Annotated in this window: 11 protein-coding genes; 3 read left to right on the top strand and 8 right to left on the bottom strand. The window is 60.2% G+C overall.

The window, feature by feature from the left end:
* A partial coding sequence (locus ACIP1X_RS11125; RefSeq protein WP_400751931.1) for a glutamate--tRNA ligase family protein occupies window positions 1–656 on the bottom strand: 656 nt, incomplete at its 3' end.
* 249 nt (window positions 657–905) lie between these two features.
* On the opposite strand from ACIP1X_RS11125, the gene ACIP1X_RS11120 reads away from it, so the two are divergent.
* Together ACIP1X_RS11120 and lpxH are read left to right on the top strand one after the other, a co-directional pair.
* Window positions 906–1412 (top strand): peptidylprolyl isomerase, encoded by a 507-nt coding sequence (locus ACIP1X_RS11120; protein WP_053121679.1) that lies wholly within the window; start codon window positions 906–908, stop codon window positions 1410–1412.
* On the top strand, window positions 1409–2155 hold the full coding sequence (gene lpxH, locus ACIP1X_RS11115; RefSeq protein ID WP_400751928.1) for a UDP-2,3-diacylglucosamine diphosphatase: 747 nt from the start codon (window positions 1409–1411) through the stop codon (window positions 2153–2155). Before ACIP1X_RS11120 ends, lpxH begins: the two co-directional genes overlap by 4 nt.
* A gap of 168 nt (window positions 2156–2323) precedes the next feature.
* On the opposite strand, the gene ACIP1X_RS11110 is transcribed toward lpxH, so the two are convergent.
* The 7 genes from ACIP1X_RS11110 to ACIP1X_RS11080 all read right to left on the bottom strand — a co-directional run bounded on the left by ACIP1X_RS11110 (window position 2324) and on the right by ACIP1X_RS11080 (window position 13621).
* Entirely contained in the window at window positions 2324–3853 is a 1530-nt protein-coding gene (locus tag ACIP1X_RS11110; protein ID WP_400751925.1) for a DHA2 family efflux MFS transporter permease subunit, read from the bottom strand.
* 259 nt (window positions 3854–4112) lie between these two features.
* Complete coding sequence (locus ACIP1X_RS11105; RefSeq protein WP_212551213.1) at window positions 4113–5315, bottom strand: efflux RND transporter periplasmic adaptor subunit; 1203 nt, start codon at window positions 5313–5315, stop codon at window positions 4113–4115.
* 15 nt (window positions 5316–5330) lie between these two features.
* The gene (locus tag ACIP1X_RS11100; RefSeq protein ID WP_400751922.1) at window positions 5331–6800 is read right to left on the bottom strand and encodes an efflux transporter outer membrane subunit; all 1470 of its coding nucleotides are present in this window, start codon (window positions 6798–6800) and stop codon (window positions 5331–5333) included.
* Window positions 6790–7272: a MarR family winged helix-turn-helix transcriptional regulator gene (locus tag ACIP1X_RS11095; RefSeq protein WP_159813933.1), complete on the bottom strand. Its 483-nt coding sequence runs from the start codon at window positions 7270–7272 to the stop codon at window positions 6790–6792. Before ACIP1X_RS11095 ends, ACIP1X_RS11100 begins: the two co-directional genes overlap by 11 nt.
* A 233-nt stretch (window positions 7273–7505) precedes the next feature.
* Window positions 7506–11180, bottom strand: a complete 3675-nt coding sequence (locus ACIP1X_RS11090) for a translocation/assembly module TamB domain-containing protein (protein WP_400751920.1) — start codon at window positions 11178–11180, stop codon at window positions 7506–7508.
* Window positions 11177–12904 carry an autotransporter assembly complex family protein gene (locus ACIP1X_RS11085; RefSeq protein WP_400751918.1) on the bottom strand — a complete coding sequence of 576 codons (1728 nt, stop codon included), beginning with the start codon at window positions 12902–12904 and terminating at the stop codon, window positions 11177–11179. Before ACIP1X_RS11085 ends, ACIP1X_RS11090 begins: the two co-directional genes overlap by 4 nt.
* A 66-nt stretch (window positions 12905–12970) precedes the next feature.
* Window positions 12971–13621, bottom strand: a complete 651-nt coding sequence (locus ACIP1X_RS11080; RefSeq protein ID WP_053121694.1) for an N-acetyltransferase — start codon at window positions 13619–13621, stop codon at window positions 12971–12973.
* Window positions 13622–13922: 301 nt separating this feature from the next.
* Here ACIP1X_RS11080 and xthA point away from each other — a divergent pair, with 301 nt between their 5' ends.
* A complete protein-coding gene (gene xthA, locus ACIP1X_RS11075) occupies window positions 13923–14735 on the top strand; it encodes an exodeoxyribonuclease III (protein ID WP_400751915.1) in 813 nt (270 codons plus the stop codon).
* Window positions 14736–14804 lie beyond the last annotated feature (69 nt).

The raw sequence follows: 14804 nt of genomic DNA, 5'->3' as shown, positions 1-14804 counted from the left end.
ATGCACCACTTGTCGCCCGTCTGGTGGTGATGAGCGTGGCGGATGCGGTACATGATCGGGTCGCGCAGGTTCATGTTCGGCGAGGCCATGTCGATCTTCGCACGCAGCACGCGGGCGCCGTCCGGGAACTCACCGGCGCGCATGCGGGCGAACCAGTCGAGGTTCTCTTCGACGGAGCGGTCGCGGAACGGGCTGTTTTTGCCCGGCTCGGTCAGGCTGCCACGGTATTCCTTGGCTTGTTCAGGCGTGAGGTCGTCGACGTAGGCCTTGCCAGCCTTGATCAGCTCAACGGCCCAATCGTGCAACTGGTCGAAATACTGCGAGGCGTAGCGCACTTCGCCGGACCATTCGAAGCCCAGCCATTTGACGTCGGCTTCGATCGCGTCGATGTATTCCTGGTCTTCCTTGGCCGGGTTGGTGTCGTCGAAACGCAGGTGCGTGACGCCGCCGAACTCCTGGGCCAGGCCAAAGTTCACGCAGATCGACTTGGCGTGGCCGATGTGCAGGTAGCCGTTGGGCTCAGGCGGGAAACGCGTGACGATCTGGGTGTGCTTGCCCGAGTCCAGGTCTGCCTGGATGATCGGCCGCAGGAAATTGACCGGCACGGCGGGGCCGGACTTGGCATTCGAGGTAGGGTCGACAGTGGGCTTGCTCATAGGATCCTTGACTTACAGGTGCGCGGCCGCAGTGGGGGCCAGACAAAACAAAGCCGCTATCATAGCCGATGCTGTCAAGGGGCTGACAGAGCAGGCCCTATAAAGGCATGCATTTAATCGCCGGGATTTGAAAAACTGCCTCGAAATTCGCGCCTGTCACGCTAAACTGCGCACCTTGGCCCACGCTGGCTGAACCGGTTTGGGGGCTCGATGTCCCAAAACCACGAATTCCTCTAAAGAGAAGCGATCATGACTCAAGTCAAACTGACCACCAACCATGGCGACATCGTCATCGAACTGAACGCTGACAAGGCGCCGATCACCGTCGCCAACTTCATCGAGTACGTGAAAGCCGGTCACTACGAAAACACTGTTTTCCACCGTGTCATCGGTAACTTCATGATCCAGGGCGGCGGTTTCGAGCCAGGCATGAAAGAAAAGAAAGACAAGCGTCCAAGCATCCAGAACGAAGCTGACAACGGTCTTTCCAACGACAAGTACACCGTTGCCATGGCCCGCACCATGGAGCCGCATTCGGCTTCCGCGCAGTTCTTCATCAACGTTGCCGACAACTCTTTCCTCAACCACAGCGGCAAGAACACTCAGGGCTGGGGTTACGCGGTATTCGGTAAAGTGACCGCCGGCACCGACGTTGTCGACAAGATCAAAGGCGTGTCGACCACCATGAAGTCCGGCCACCAGGACGTACCAGCAGACGACGTGATCATCGAGAAAGCCGAGATCATCGAAGCGTGATATTGCTGATTTCAGACTTGCATCTGGAAGAGGAGCGCCCGGACATTACCCGGGCGTTTCTGGATTTGCTCGCCGGACGCGCCCGCTCGGCGAGTGCGTTGTACATTCTTGGCGACTTCTTTGAAGCGTGGATAGGCGACGACGCCATGACGCCCTTCCAGCGTTCCATCTGCCAGGCCCTGCGCCAATTGAGCGACAGCGGCACGGCGATTTTTCTGATGCACGGCAATCGCGATTTCATGCTCGGCAAGGCGTTCTGCAAAGAAGCCGGCTGCACGCTGCTGAAAGACCCGAGTGTCGTGCAGTTTTACGGCGAGCCGGTGCTGTTGATGCACGGCGACAGCCTCTGCACCCGCGACGTCGGCTATATGAAGCTGCGCCGCTATCTGCGCAATCCGGTCACCCTGTTTATCCTGCGCAATCTACCGCTGAGCAGCCGCCATAAACTGGCGCGCAAATTGCGCAGCGAGAGCAAGGCGCAGACGCGGATGAAGGCCAATGACATTGTTGATGTCACGCCGGAAGAGATTCCGCGGATCATGCAGGAGTTTGGGGTGAAGACCCTGATCCACGGCCACACCCATCGCCCGGCGATTCACAAGTTGCAGATTGGTGATGAAGCGGCGAAGCGGATTGTGCTGGGGGATTGGGATCGTCAGGGTTGGGCGTTGCAGGTGGATGAGAGCGGGTATGCGCTGGCGCCGTTCGATTTCGCCCCACCGCTGGCATTGCCGCACGGCTGAAGATCGCCACCCCCTCACCCCAGCCCTCTCCCGAGGGAGAGGGAGCCGATTTGTGGGCTTTTCAAAACCTGAGTTCGACTCGGTATTGCAAGTCGGTGTAGTTCAAACATCCATCTCGGTCAGTCCCCTCTCCCTCCGGGAGAGGGTTAGGGTGAGGGGCTTTTGACCTCAGTGCCCCGAAGCGGCAGGCCCTGCCTTCGCGGCAAACGGCGGCTTCGCCAGCCACACAATCAAAATCAACCCCATAAACCCCCACCCCAGCAGCGTGAAGTAATCCACGGTCGACAACATGTACGCCTGACTGGTCAGCACATGATCCAGCTGCGCATACGCCGGGTTACTCGCCCCGCCCAACTGGTTCAGCGCCTCCCGCGTCGCCGGCTCGTACGTGCTGATGCTCTCGCTCATATACGCATGATGCTGGTCAGCCCGACGAATCCAGATCCAGGTAGTCAGCGAAGCCGCGAAGCTACCACCCAACGTCCGCAAAAACGTCGCAAGACCGGCGCCATCAGCAATTTGGTTCGGCGGCAAGTCCGACATCAGAATGCTCAGGGTCGGCATAAAGAACAGCGCCACGCCAATGCCCATGAACAGTTGCACCAGCGCGATATGCTGGAAATCGACTTCACTGGTGAACTCGGCGCGCATAAAGCAGCTCAAGCCAATCGCTAGAAACGCGATGCCGGCGAGTAACCGCAAGTCGAACTTGTGCGCGTACTTGCCGACAAACGGCGACAGCAGCACCGGCAGAATCCCGATCGGCGCCACGGCCAGACCGGCCCAGGTCGCGGTGTAGCCCATTTGCGTCTGCAACCACTGCGGCAGGATCAGGTTGATGCCGAAGAACCCGGCGTAACCCAACACCAGCACCAGCGTGCCGATGCGGAAGTTGCGGTAAGCGAACAGCCGCAGGTTGACCACCGGGTGGCGGTCGGTCATTTCCCAGATCACAAACACCGCCAGCGCCACCACGGAAATCGCCGCGCCGATGATGATGAAATTCGATTCAAACCAGTCGAGGTCGTTGCCCTTGTCGAGGATCACCTGCAACGCACCGACGCCGATGATCAGCGTGATCAGACCGACGTAGTCCATCGGCTGACGGCTGGTTTCCACCGGACGTTTGGCCAGTTGCGAACGCACCACCATCACCGCAAAAATCCCGATCGGCACGTTGATGAAGAAGATCCACGGCCAGCTATAGCTGTCCGTAATCCAGCCACCGAGAATGGGACCTGCAATCGGTGCGACCACCGTGACCATCGCCAGTAACGCGAGGGCCATGCCTCGCTTCGCGGGGGGATAGACCGCGATCAACAGGGTTTGCGTCATCGGATAGAGCGGCCCGGCGACCAGGCCTTGCAGGACGCGGAAGCCGATCAGTTCCGGCATCGACGTCGAGATACCGCAGAGAAACGAGGCCAGCACGAACAGAATCGTGGCCCAGAGAAACAGTTTCACCTCACCGAAACGCCGACTGAGCCAACCGGTCAACGGCAGCGCAATCGCGTTACTCACGGCAAACGAAGTGATCACCCAGGTACCCTGCTCCGAACTCACCCCGAGGTTGCCGGAAATCGTCGGCAACGCCACGTTGGCGATGGTGGTATCGAGCACCTGCATGAACGTCGCCAGCGACAGACCGATGGTGCTGAGCAACAGGCTGGGCGGCGTGAAAGAAGCGTTATTGCTCATTGTGAATCCTTTGAAGCCGGGTTGACGCTGCGTCTGTCACAGACGCGGCAGCCCATGCGGAAAACAATCTATGGGATAAGGAAAACTACTGTGGCGAGGGGATTTATCCCCGTTGGACTGCGCAGCAGTCCCGTCTTTTCCTGATCCAAAGAGGGGCCGCTGCGCGACCCAACGGGGATAAATCCCCTCGCCACAAGGAATTCCTTTTCCCAGATCAATCCCTGTACCTCAGATAAATCCCCTGACCACAGGTGCGATCTCAGCGTTGCGCGGTTTTGCTCGCCGCAGCGCTGTTGTCGTGGATCAGTTGCGCGATCATCGCGTCGGCGTCGGCCAGTTGCTGATCGTAGATATTGGTGGTGAACGAGGCCTTTTGCGGTGGCTGCTGGGCCAGCATCGGGCCGCTCTGGTCGTGCAGGTTCACTTCAACGTTGGTCGACAGACCGACGCGCAGCGGATGCTTGGCCAGTTCTTCGGCGTTGATATGAATGCGCACCGGCACACGCTGAACGATCTTGATCCAGTTACCCGTGGCGTTCTGCGCAGGCAGCAGCGCAAACGCACTACCAGTACCGGCGCCGAGGCTGTCGACGGTGCCGCTGTATTTCACATCGCTGCCGTACACATCGGATTCGATGTCCACCGGCTGACCGATGCGCATGTCGCGCAGTTGGGTTTCCTTGAAGTTGGCGTCGATCCACAGTTGATCCAGCGGAATCACCGCCATCAGCGCAGTACCCGGTTGCACGCGCTGACCGAGTTGCACGGTGCGCTTGGCCACGTAACCCGTGACCGGCGCGATCAAGGTGCTGCGCGCATTGGTCAGGTAAGCCTGACGCAATTCAGCGGCGGCCTGCATCACGTCCGGGTGCGAAGAGACCACGGTGTCATCGACCAGCGCACTGGTGGTTTTCAGTTGCTGTTTGGCATTGGCCAAGGCGTTTTGCGCCGAGGTCAGGTCGTCGCGAGCGTGGGACAGTTCTTCCTGAGAAATCGCGCCGCCAGCGGCAAGATTCTTCCGGCGATTGAAGTTGTCCTGGGCCTTCTGAACTTCGGCCTGTTGCGCGTTGACCTGGGCTTTCATGCCATCCACGTTGCTGTACAGACCGCGCACCTGACGCACGGTGCGCGCCAGTTTCGCTTGCGCACTTTGCAGGCCGACTTCCGCGTCGTTGGGGTCGAAGTTGATCAGCACTTGGCCTTCGTGAACCAGATCACCGTCGTCAGCACCGATGCTGACCACAGTGCCGGTGACCAGCGGGGTAATTTCCACAACGTTGCCGTTGACGTAGGCATCGTCGGTGCTTTCGTTCCAGCGCCCGATGAATTCGTGATACGCCCACACGCCAGCGCAGGCGAGCAGGACGACAACAGCCAGCACCACCAGCATCACTTTGCGTTTGCGCGGGTTGCCGTTGTCCGGGGTGTTGTCTTGAGCTTGAGTGTTTTCGGCAGTGGCCATGACAATTACCTTGAATTAGTTGTGCGGCGTGGCTGGGGTGGCGTTGGCTGCGGTCAGGGTCTGCCCCTGGAAGCCGCCGCCCAGCGCTTGCATCAGTTGAATCGACAGGTCGATCTGCTCGGCATTGAGGTTGGCCAGTTGACGCTGGGCCTGCAGCAATTGCTGCTCGATGCTGAGCACGTCCAGGTAGTTGCCGATGCCGGAACCGTAACGCTGGACGACGGTGTTGTAAGAATCCTGAGCAATCTCGGTGGCGTGTTGCTGCGCGCCGATCTGCCGGCCGATATCACGCAACTGGTTGATCGTGTCGCTGACATCGCCCAGTGCTTGCACCAGATTTTTGTTGTACTGCGCCACTGCCAGATCGTAATCGGCGTCGCGCGCATCGAGGTTGGCGCGCAGGCGTCCGCCGTCGAAGATCGGCACCGAAATGGTCGGGGCAATGTTGAAGAAGCGACTGGCCGAACCAAACATCGCGTCACCCAACAAAGATTCGGCACCGGCCGAGGCCGACAGGTTCAAGTTGGGATAGAAGCGGGTTTTCGCCGAGTCGATGTCTTTGCTCGCCGCTTCTACACGCCAGCGTGCGGCGACCAAATCCGGACGACGACCCAGCAGCTCGGCGGGCAATACCGACGGCACTGCGACAGCGCTGGCTTGCAGGACTTTCGGCCGGGCAATTTCATTGCCGCGATCCGGGCCTTTGCCGAGCAGTACGGCCAGCGCAATTTTGGCGCTGTTCAGGCGCTTTTCCGCGTCGATCAGGTTGGCCTCAGACGTGGCTTCCAGACTTTGCGTTTGTTGGTATTGATACTGGCTGTCGATCCCGGCGCTCAGGCGACGCTGGCTCAGGTTGAGCATCTGCTTGGTGCGTTTGAGGTCGTCGTTGGACAGGTCATAAACGATGTGCGCCTGACCGAGATCGCTGTAAGCGCGAGCGACGTCGGCAGCGAGGGTCAACTGTGCCGCCTGACGATCGACTTCGGCGGCGCGGGCCTGACCGAGTGCCGCTTCCCAGGCATCACGCTGGCCGCCCCACAGATCGAAGTTGTAATTGAAACCGGCACTGACGTTACGCACGGTGGCGTAGGCATCGCCCTGCCCCAGCGGATCCTGATCCTTGGCCAGACGCGAGCGGCTGATGCCGGCGCTGGCGTCGAGGGTCGGATAGCGATCGGCATCGGCGGCATAGGCGGCGGCGCTGGCCTGGTGGGCGCGTGCTGCGGCGATCTGCATGTCCGGGCTGTCGTGCAGGGCTTCGCGGATCAAGCCGTCGAGTTGCGGATCGCCGAGGCTGGTCCACCAATCGCTTTTCGGCCATGCGGCTGGCGACAGGGTCACGCCGTTGAGGGATTGGCCGACTTTCAGGCTTTTCGCATCAAGGTTTTGGCCTTGAGTGTCGAGGCCGCTGTAGTTGGCGCAACCGGCGAGGATCATCGCCGACAGCACCAACGTCAGGCTGCTGCGCAAGGTTTTACCGCTCATTGTGTTCACCTAACCGCTGGATAGTGATCGGGTCACCGGCTGCCAGCAGGATTTTCTTGAGGATGTATTCCAGGGTCTTCAACTCGTCCGGAGTGACGGCGCCCGCCAGTTCATTCATCGCGTTGGCGCCGATGTGCGGCAGGCGATCGGCCAGTAACTGGCCTTGTTCGGTCAGGGTCAGTTGCACCTGACGGCGGTCGCCTTCGCTGCGTTGGCGAGCCAGAAAACCTTTCTGCTCCAGACGATCGAGCATGCGTGTCATCGAACCGCTGTCGAGCGACAGATGCCGGCACAGTTCGGCCGGCGTATCGACGCCGTACTGGGCCATGATGATCAACACCTTGAACTGCGCGGCGGTGATGCCGTGGGGTTCCATGTGGGTGTCGATGATCCGGTCTTTGAGCAGCGCAGCACGGCCAAGCAACAGGCCGAGATGGCAGTGTTTGAATTCGTCCGGGGTGAAATGCTTCATTTGCTCACCTAATAACTGCCTAGGCAGTGAATGTATGTCGAGATGTTACTGCCTAGGCAGCGAATGTCAACGCAATAGTTAGGTTGCTTAGCAATTAGTTGACCAGTGGGCTTGGTTTTTGTGCCGGACACACAGACGCCTTCGCGAGCAGGCTCGCTCCCACAGGGTCATGTATCACCTGTGGGAGCGAGCCTGCTCGCGAAGGAAGTGACTCGGTTTTGGAGGGAACGCGGTTAGAAATCGCGCTTGTAAAAGATATCCAGCGAACTCGCGACGCCACTCGCCGCTTCGACGTAGACCTTTTTGCTCAGCTTATAGCGCAGCGCAATGGTGCTGGCCGGTTCAAACACGCCAACGCCATAACGCAAACTGAGCTTCTCGGTAATGTTGCCGCTGGCCACCACGCTGGTGGCATCGCCGCTGCCCGCCGTGTCGAGCTGGAAGTCCTGAATCCCGAGATCCTTGGCCAGGCTGCTGGTCACCCCGGCGCTGCCCATCAAGCCCAACCCCAACGCCGCTTGCGCGAGCATGTTGTTGTCTTCGCCGTTGGTGCTCAGCGGACGGCCGAGTACCAGATAGGACAGCGCCTGCTCCTGGCTCATCGCCGGTTCGGAGAAGATCTGCGTGGTCGGCTGTTCAGCGCTGCCGCTCAGGCGAATACCGGCGATCACGTCGTCGGTCTGGCGAATCGCTTCGATGTCCAGGTACGGCTGATCGATGGGCCCGGCGAACAGCAGGCGCGCACGCCGCACGGACAGGCGCTGGCCGTAGGCACTGTAGCGGCCATCGTTGAGCCACAGCTCGCCACGGGTGTCCATGTTGTCGCCGATGTGCACATGCCCCTGCACATTGGCGGTCAGGCCAAAACCGGCGAAGGCGAGTTTGTCATCGCCAACCTCCACGTCGATGTCCATTTTCATGGCCATCGGCGGTTTACCCTCTTCGGTCTGGGCGCCGACGATGATCGTGTCGTCAGAGACTTTCACCGTCGATGGCGGCAGTTCACGCACGGTGATTTCGCCTTTCGGCACCCGCACTTTACCGGCGATTTTCAGCTCATCGCCGGCCATGGAAATTTTCAGATCCGGCGCCATTTCAAGCTTGGCGTACGGTTCGACAGTGACCGGCAACTGCGTGCCTTTCAGCGCCAGATCGACCACCAGCGCCTGACCCCAGGCGACGTTACCGTTCAAGCTGCCCTGCCCGCTCTTGCCGCTTTTCCAGCCGCCGTCCAGACGCACCGATTCACCGGCGATCAATGCGGTGAGTTGCAGATCCTGCAGCTCCATCGGCAATTCGGCGCCGGACACTTCGCCGTCACTCAGTTGCACCGTGCCGTTGACCAATGGCGCCAGCAGGCCACCGGAAATCGTGCCGCTGCCGTTCAGGCGCCCGGTGAGTTTCTCGACCATCGGCACAAACGGCCGCGCCACCGACAGATCCAGACCGGTGAGGCGGAACGAGCCGCTCAGCGGTTTGTTTTTCGGCAATGGATTGAGCTGCGCCTGCACCATCAGTTCGCCGAGCTTGCCGCCGACGAAGTTGAGATCAGTGTCGACGCGCTTCGGCGTGAGTTTGCTGGTGAGCTTGAGCGTCTGGTACGGGAAGTCCAGCCACTGATCCTTTTCTTTCATGCGCAAAGTACCGCCGCTGGCATCGACGCTGATCACACCGTTCGGGCCGCTCGCCGGCAAGTCCAGTTGCAGATCGGCATTGAGCTTGCCCTGCCAGGCGAAGTCTTTCGGCAACCACTGCGCCAGGCTTTCAATCGGGAACTGCTTGAGGTGATAGCGCAGTTTCGGCTCGGGCATCAGCCGCTGATCTTCGCCGCACAGGCTCGCGCCGCCGGACAGCCAGCAATGCGCGCCGAAGTTGATTTTGCCGTCAGCCAGACGTTCGAGTTTGGCCGGGTTTTGCAGCTTCCAGTCCTGGCCACCGGCCTGAATATCACCGCTGGCCAAACGGCCGCGCCAGTTGCCCTTATCCAGATTGCCGTCGAGACCGAGGGCCAGTTTCAGCTTCGGCCCGAGCAGGTCGAGGCTGAGTTTCTGGCTCTTGATGTCGCCTTGAGCGCTGGCGGTCAGCGTGCCCAAAGACGTATCCCCGGCCTGAATGCCACTGCCCTTGAGGTCGATTTTCGCCCGTTGCGCACTGTCGAGGGTGGCGTCGAGGTTGAGGCTTTGCATGCGATTATCCTGGAACGCCAGTTGCGAACCTTGCAGACCGAGTTTGCCCTGCGGGGCTTTCAGCGTGCCGGCGACGTCGACGCGGCCATTGATCTGCCCGCGCAGTTCTGGCCAGAGCTGGGCCAGACGCGCCAGTTTGATGTCGATCTGCCCGGTGAGTTTCTGTTGCAGACTGCCCTTGCCGTTGATGCTGTTGTCGCCGAGGCGAATTTGCAGGGCATTCAGGTTCCACTGTTCGCCAGCGCCGTCGGCCTTGGCTTGCAGGATCGCCGGTTGCCCGCGCAGTTTGCCTTTGAGGTCGAGATCAGCGGTCAGGCTCAGGCGTTCGTTTTTCATCTCGCCTTTGCTTTTCAGCGGCCCGGCCAAGGTGCCCGGTAATTCGGCAACCCAGTACGCCGGGTTCAGCGCCGAGAGATCAAGCGCCGTGTCCCAGGCGATGCCGTCGGCGAACTGCACGTTGACGTGCCCTTCAGCCTTGCCCTGCCCCGCTTGCATTTTCAATTGAGGCAAAGCGATCTGCTTGAGGTTGCCGCTGAACGGACTGCTCAGAGTGAACGCGCCCGCCGGGCCATCCAGTGCGGCGGCGAAGTTGCCGAGGTATTGACCGTCGGTGTAGGAGACTTCGCCAGTGAAGGTACGCAAAGCGACTTGCGGCTCGTCGATTTCGTTATAGAGCCGATGCCACGGGAAATCCTGCCAATTGATGTTGGCTTGCGCCGTGAGGCCTTTGCTCCAGTCGATGCTGCCGGTGAGCTTGAGGCTTTGCTTGTCGTTGGCGCTCAGGTCGAGGCCGGCGATTTGCGCGCCGCTGGCGTCGACTTTGCCTTTCAGCAACAACGCGACCGGGCCTTGATCGGCGGGCAGCGCAGCGTTGCCGTTTAACTGGTAACCGTTTTTCAGGTCGCCTTCGGCGCTCAGCTGCAGTTGATTAAGTTGCAGGGTGTCCGGCAGATCGGCGCTCGGTTTGAACGCGTCGCTGGTAATGCGCAGCTTGGCCGGCAGGTTTTCCACCAGTGGTTGCAACTCGCCGTTCAATTGGCCGTCGAGGTAGCCACGACTGTCGGCGTGCAGGTTGAGGGTTTTCAGCAGGTCGCCGTCGATTTTCAGCGCCAGCGTCCATGGGCCCTTATCCGGCGATGGCAACGTCAGGTCACCGGCGATGTTCAGCGGCCAGTTACCGCTCGGCGCGAGGGTGCCGGACAGGTTCAGGCTGAGGTCGTCGCGCTGCAATTTGATGCTTTCAATCTGCATGCCCTGCGCCGTCCAGTGCGCCGCCAGTTGCAAGCCCTTGAGTTGCTCGCTGCCGTTGAACAGCAGGCTACCAACTTGCACGTCGCCCAGCTCGATGGCCACCGGCAATTGCAGATCCGGCAGTTTGATCGGGCCGCTTTCAGTGGTTTCTTCACTTGGCGGGAATTGCAGGATGACCTGATCAGCCTTGAGCTGTTCGATGCACAACGTCATGCGCGTCAGGCACAGCGGCGACCAGGCGAAGATCGCCTTGTTCAGCTCGACGCGGCTGGTGTCTTGCTGCCAGAGCAGATGATCGGCGCTCCACTGACCGCCGAGGCGACCCTGAAAATTCTCGACGCTGAGGCCCGGCACCAGACCCAACACCCAACGGCTGCCGGCCTGCGTGCCGAGCACCGTGGCGACGCTCAATACAATCAACAACACCAGCGCCAATAGCGTGAGTGCCGTTATTTTCAAACCACGCTTCACAGCTCAGGCCCCATGGAAAAGTGCAGCCGGATGCCGCCGTCGTCGTCGAGTGCGTGGGCCAGATCGAGGCGGATCGGCCCGACCGGCGAGACCCAGCGCACACCAATACCGACCCCGGTCTTGAGGTTCGGCAGTTCGAGTTTGTTGAAAGAGTTGCCCTGATCGACGAAGGTCGCCACGCGCCATTTTTCGGCGATCGAGTATTGATATTCGACGCTGCCGGCGACCATGTAACGGCCACCGATGCGATCGCCCTCGGAGTTCTCCGGGGACAGGCTCTGGTAGTCGTAACCGCGCACGCTCTGATCGCCACCGGCGAAGAAGCGCAGCGATGGCGGCACCGATTTATAGCCGTTGGTGGCGCTGCCGCCGACCTGCACGCGACCGAGCAAGCGGTGTTTGTCGAACACCGTGGTCAGGCCTTTGACCAGCGCGGTGCCATATAGAAGGTTGTTATCGGAACCGAGGCCTTCTTTCGCCACTTTGCTTTCGAAGCTCAGGCGATAGCCGTTGTGCGGGTCGATGCGGTTGTCGCTTTTCAGGTACGAGTAGCTGATGCCGGGCATCAGCAAAGTGCTCAGCCCTGAGTCGTCACCGAGTTCGTACTCTTCACGCTGCCATTTCAGCGAGATCACCCGCTGCCAGCCGCTCGGCAATTTGCTGTGCCATTCCGGGCCGAAGGTCAGCAGCTTGCTCAGCGTGTCGGAGCCGTCGATGTCTTCAAATTGATAGCCGCCGGCCCAGCGCAGTTTGTCGGTCAGTGGCGGGTCGAGCGGGATGTCGTAGAACAGCCCGACGTTTTGCCGTGGCGCCGAGAGTTCGGCCTCCCAGCCATAACTGTCGCCCTGCGGGTTGACCCAGTGGCGCGTCCAGTTGGCTTTGATACGTGGGCCGACGTCGGTCGAGTAACCGAGGCCGAGGCCCATGGTGCGCGGTTTGCGTGTGTCGAGTTTGACGTCGACCGGGATCACATCATTCTTCGCGGCAGTCGGTGCGGCATCGACGCGCACGCCTTCGAAATAGCCGCTCGATTGCAGGTCGCGGTTGAGTTCGGCGATCAGCTCCGAGTCGTACGGCTCGCCTTCCTTGAACGGTACCATGCGTTGCAGCAGGTCTTCGTCGAACGGCGTGTCGCCTTCGAATTTGACGCGGCCCAGCGCATAACGCGGGCCGCTTTCGTAGATCAACTCAACATCGGCGACACCCGCGCGCGGGTCGACCAGGAGTTTTTGGCTGGTGAAGTGGCCGCTAAAGAAGCCGAAGCGTGAAGCCTGATTCTGAATAATTCTTTTGGCGTCTTCATAACGCCCATGATTGAGCACCGCGCCGGACTTGAGCACGTCGCTTTTCGGTACACGAAAGGATTTGAGGGAGGCAGCCGGGCCGTCGACACGGATGGTGACGTTGCGCAGACGAATCGGTTCGCCGGGATCGATGTTCAGTACCAGGCGCGGTTTTTCGCCGCCCTTCACGTCACTTTCAATCTGCGGCTGGTAGTAGCCCAACGCCTGGGCCGCTTTGCGCGCCTGCTCTTCGGCACCGCGACTGAAGCGCAGCAAGGCTTCTTCGTCACGGTCACCGAGGCTGCCGATATAGCCTTCTATATTGGCCTTCAGTTCATCGTTGGACGGTTTGATCCGCACATCCAATTCACTTTGCGCCAGCGCCGCGCAGCTGGATAACAGCATGAGCACGCCACTGGTAAATCTTCCTGGAAACTTCATAGGCGCGGATGCTATCACGAGCTTGGGAGCGTGATAGATCAAGACTTGTCCCGAAAAGTTCGACGCTTAAGCAGTCGCCGTTTGTAACACTTGCGGATTGGCGTGGAAAAATACGTGTTCTCGCACCGGGCCGACGGCAACCTCGCCGATCTCCTCGTAACCCTGCCTTTTATAGAATTCCAGATAACGTGGATTGCCGGTGTCGAGCACCACGCCTTGCGAAGTTTCATCGACGGCGCACCAGTTGTGCACGGCGGTCAGCAGTTGCTCGCCAAAGTGTTTGCCCTGGAACTGCGGATGAATGCCCAGCAGCGGCAGCATGTGCACTGACTCGGTCGGCACGCACGCGGAAACCGCGTCGTGGTACTCGAGATAGCGGCGGGTGCAGCGGAAACCGGTGCTCAGCACCATGCGCAAACGCCAGGCCCAACTTTCGGTGATGCCGAGGCGTCGTTGCGGTGGCGCGATCAGGGCGATGCCGATCAAGCGGTCGTTGACCAACAGGCCGATGGCCGGCAAGTCCTGGAGGAAATGCTGTTTGACCAATTCACGCACGGTGGCGCGAACGCGTTGTTCGTAGCCTGGGCGCTCGGCTTCGAACAGGTAGCCGAAAGTCGGTTCGTGGCGATAGGCCTGATAAAGCAGCGATCGGGCTTCGCGGGAATAACCGCGGTCGAGCATATGAATGTCGGCGATGGCGGTCTGGGTTTCAGGCATGACAGTGATTCTCCCCGGGGCGCGTCAAATGGCGGCGCTCTTGTTGGTACGAACCTTTTGGCGTTGGCACAGTTCCCCACAGGTATAGACCAACTCGGGATCTTCTTCGATTTTGCTGGCCTCTTCGCGAGCAAGCCCGCTCCCACATTTTGGAATGCATTCCCCTGTGGGAGCGGGCTTGCTCGCGAAGAGGCCCTCACAGGCGACACAAATCCCACAGCCAAAAATGATTTCTCCCACCCCACACTGGCCCATCTCCCCCATGTCAGCTAGCATCGCCCTTTTGCCAGGACTGCCGACCATGAAGATCGTTTCCTTCAACATCAACGGACTGCGCGCCCGTCCGCATCAGCTGGCAGCGCTGATCGAAAAACACCAGCCGGACGTAATCGGCCTGCAGGAAACCAAAGTCCACGACGACCAGTTCCCGCTCGACGAAGTCCGCGCCCTCGGCTACCACGTGTATTTCCACGGGCAGAAAGGTCACTACGGCGTAGCGATGTTGTCGCGTCAGGAACCGATCGCCATTCACAAGGGTTTCGCCACCGACGACGAAGACGCCCAGCGGCGCTTTATCTGGGGCACCTTCGCCGACGCCAATGGCGTGCCGGTGACGATCATGAACGGCTATTTCCCACAGGGCGAAAGCCGCGACCACCCGACCAAATTCCCCGCCAAGCAGCGTTTCTACAGCGATCTGCAAGCACTGCTGGAAAGCCAGTTCCACAACGAACAACCGGTTGTGGTGATGGGCGATGTGAACATTTCCCCGGAAGACTGCGACATCGGCATCGGCCCGGACAACATGAAGCGCTGGCTGAAAACCGGTAAATGCAGTTTCCTGCCGGAAGAGCGCGAGTGGATGGCGCGCCTGAAGAACTGGGGCCTGACCGACAGCTATCGCCACCTGAACCCGGACGTGACCGACATGTTCAGCTGGTTCGATTACCGCAGCCGTGGCTTTGAGGATGAGCCGAAGCGCGGGTTGCGCATTGACGTGATTCTGGCGTCGCATGGTTTGCTGCCGCGGGTGAAGGCGGCGGGCGTGGATTATGAATTGCGCGGGATGGAAAAGCCGTCCGACCATGCGCCGATCTGGCTGGAATTGAGCTAAAAATCAAAAGATCGCAGCCTGCGGCAGCTCCTACAATTGGAATGCGTTCCCCTGTAGGAGCTGCCGCAG

Source organism: Pseudomonas sp. NPDC088885 (assembly GCF_044750025.1).
Taxonomy (GTDB): Bacteria; Pseudomonadota; Gammaproteobacteria; order Pseudomonadales; family Pseudomonadaceae; genus Aquipseudomonas; species Aquipseudomonas rustica.
This window is presented reverse-complemented; position numbering and strand designations above follow the sequence as displayed.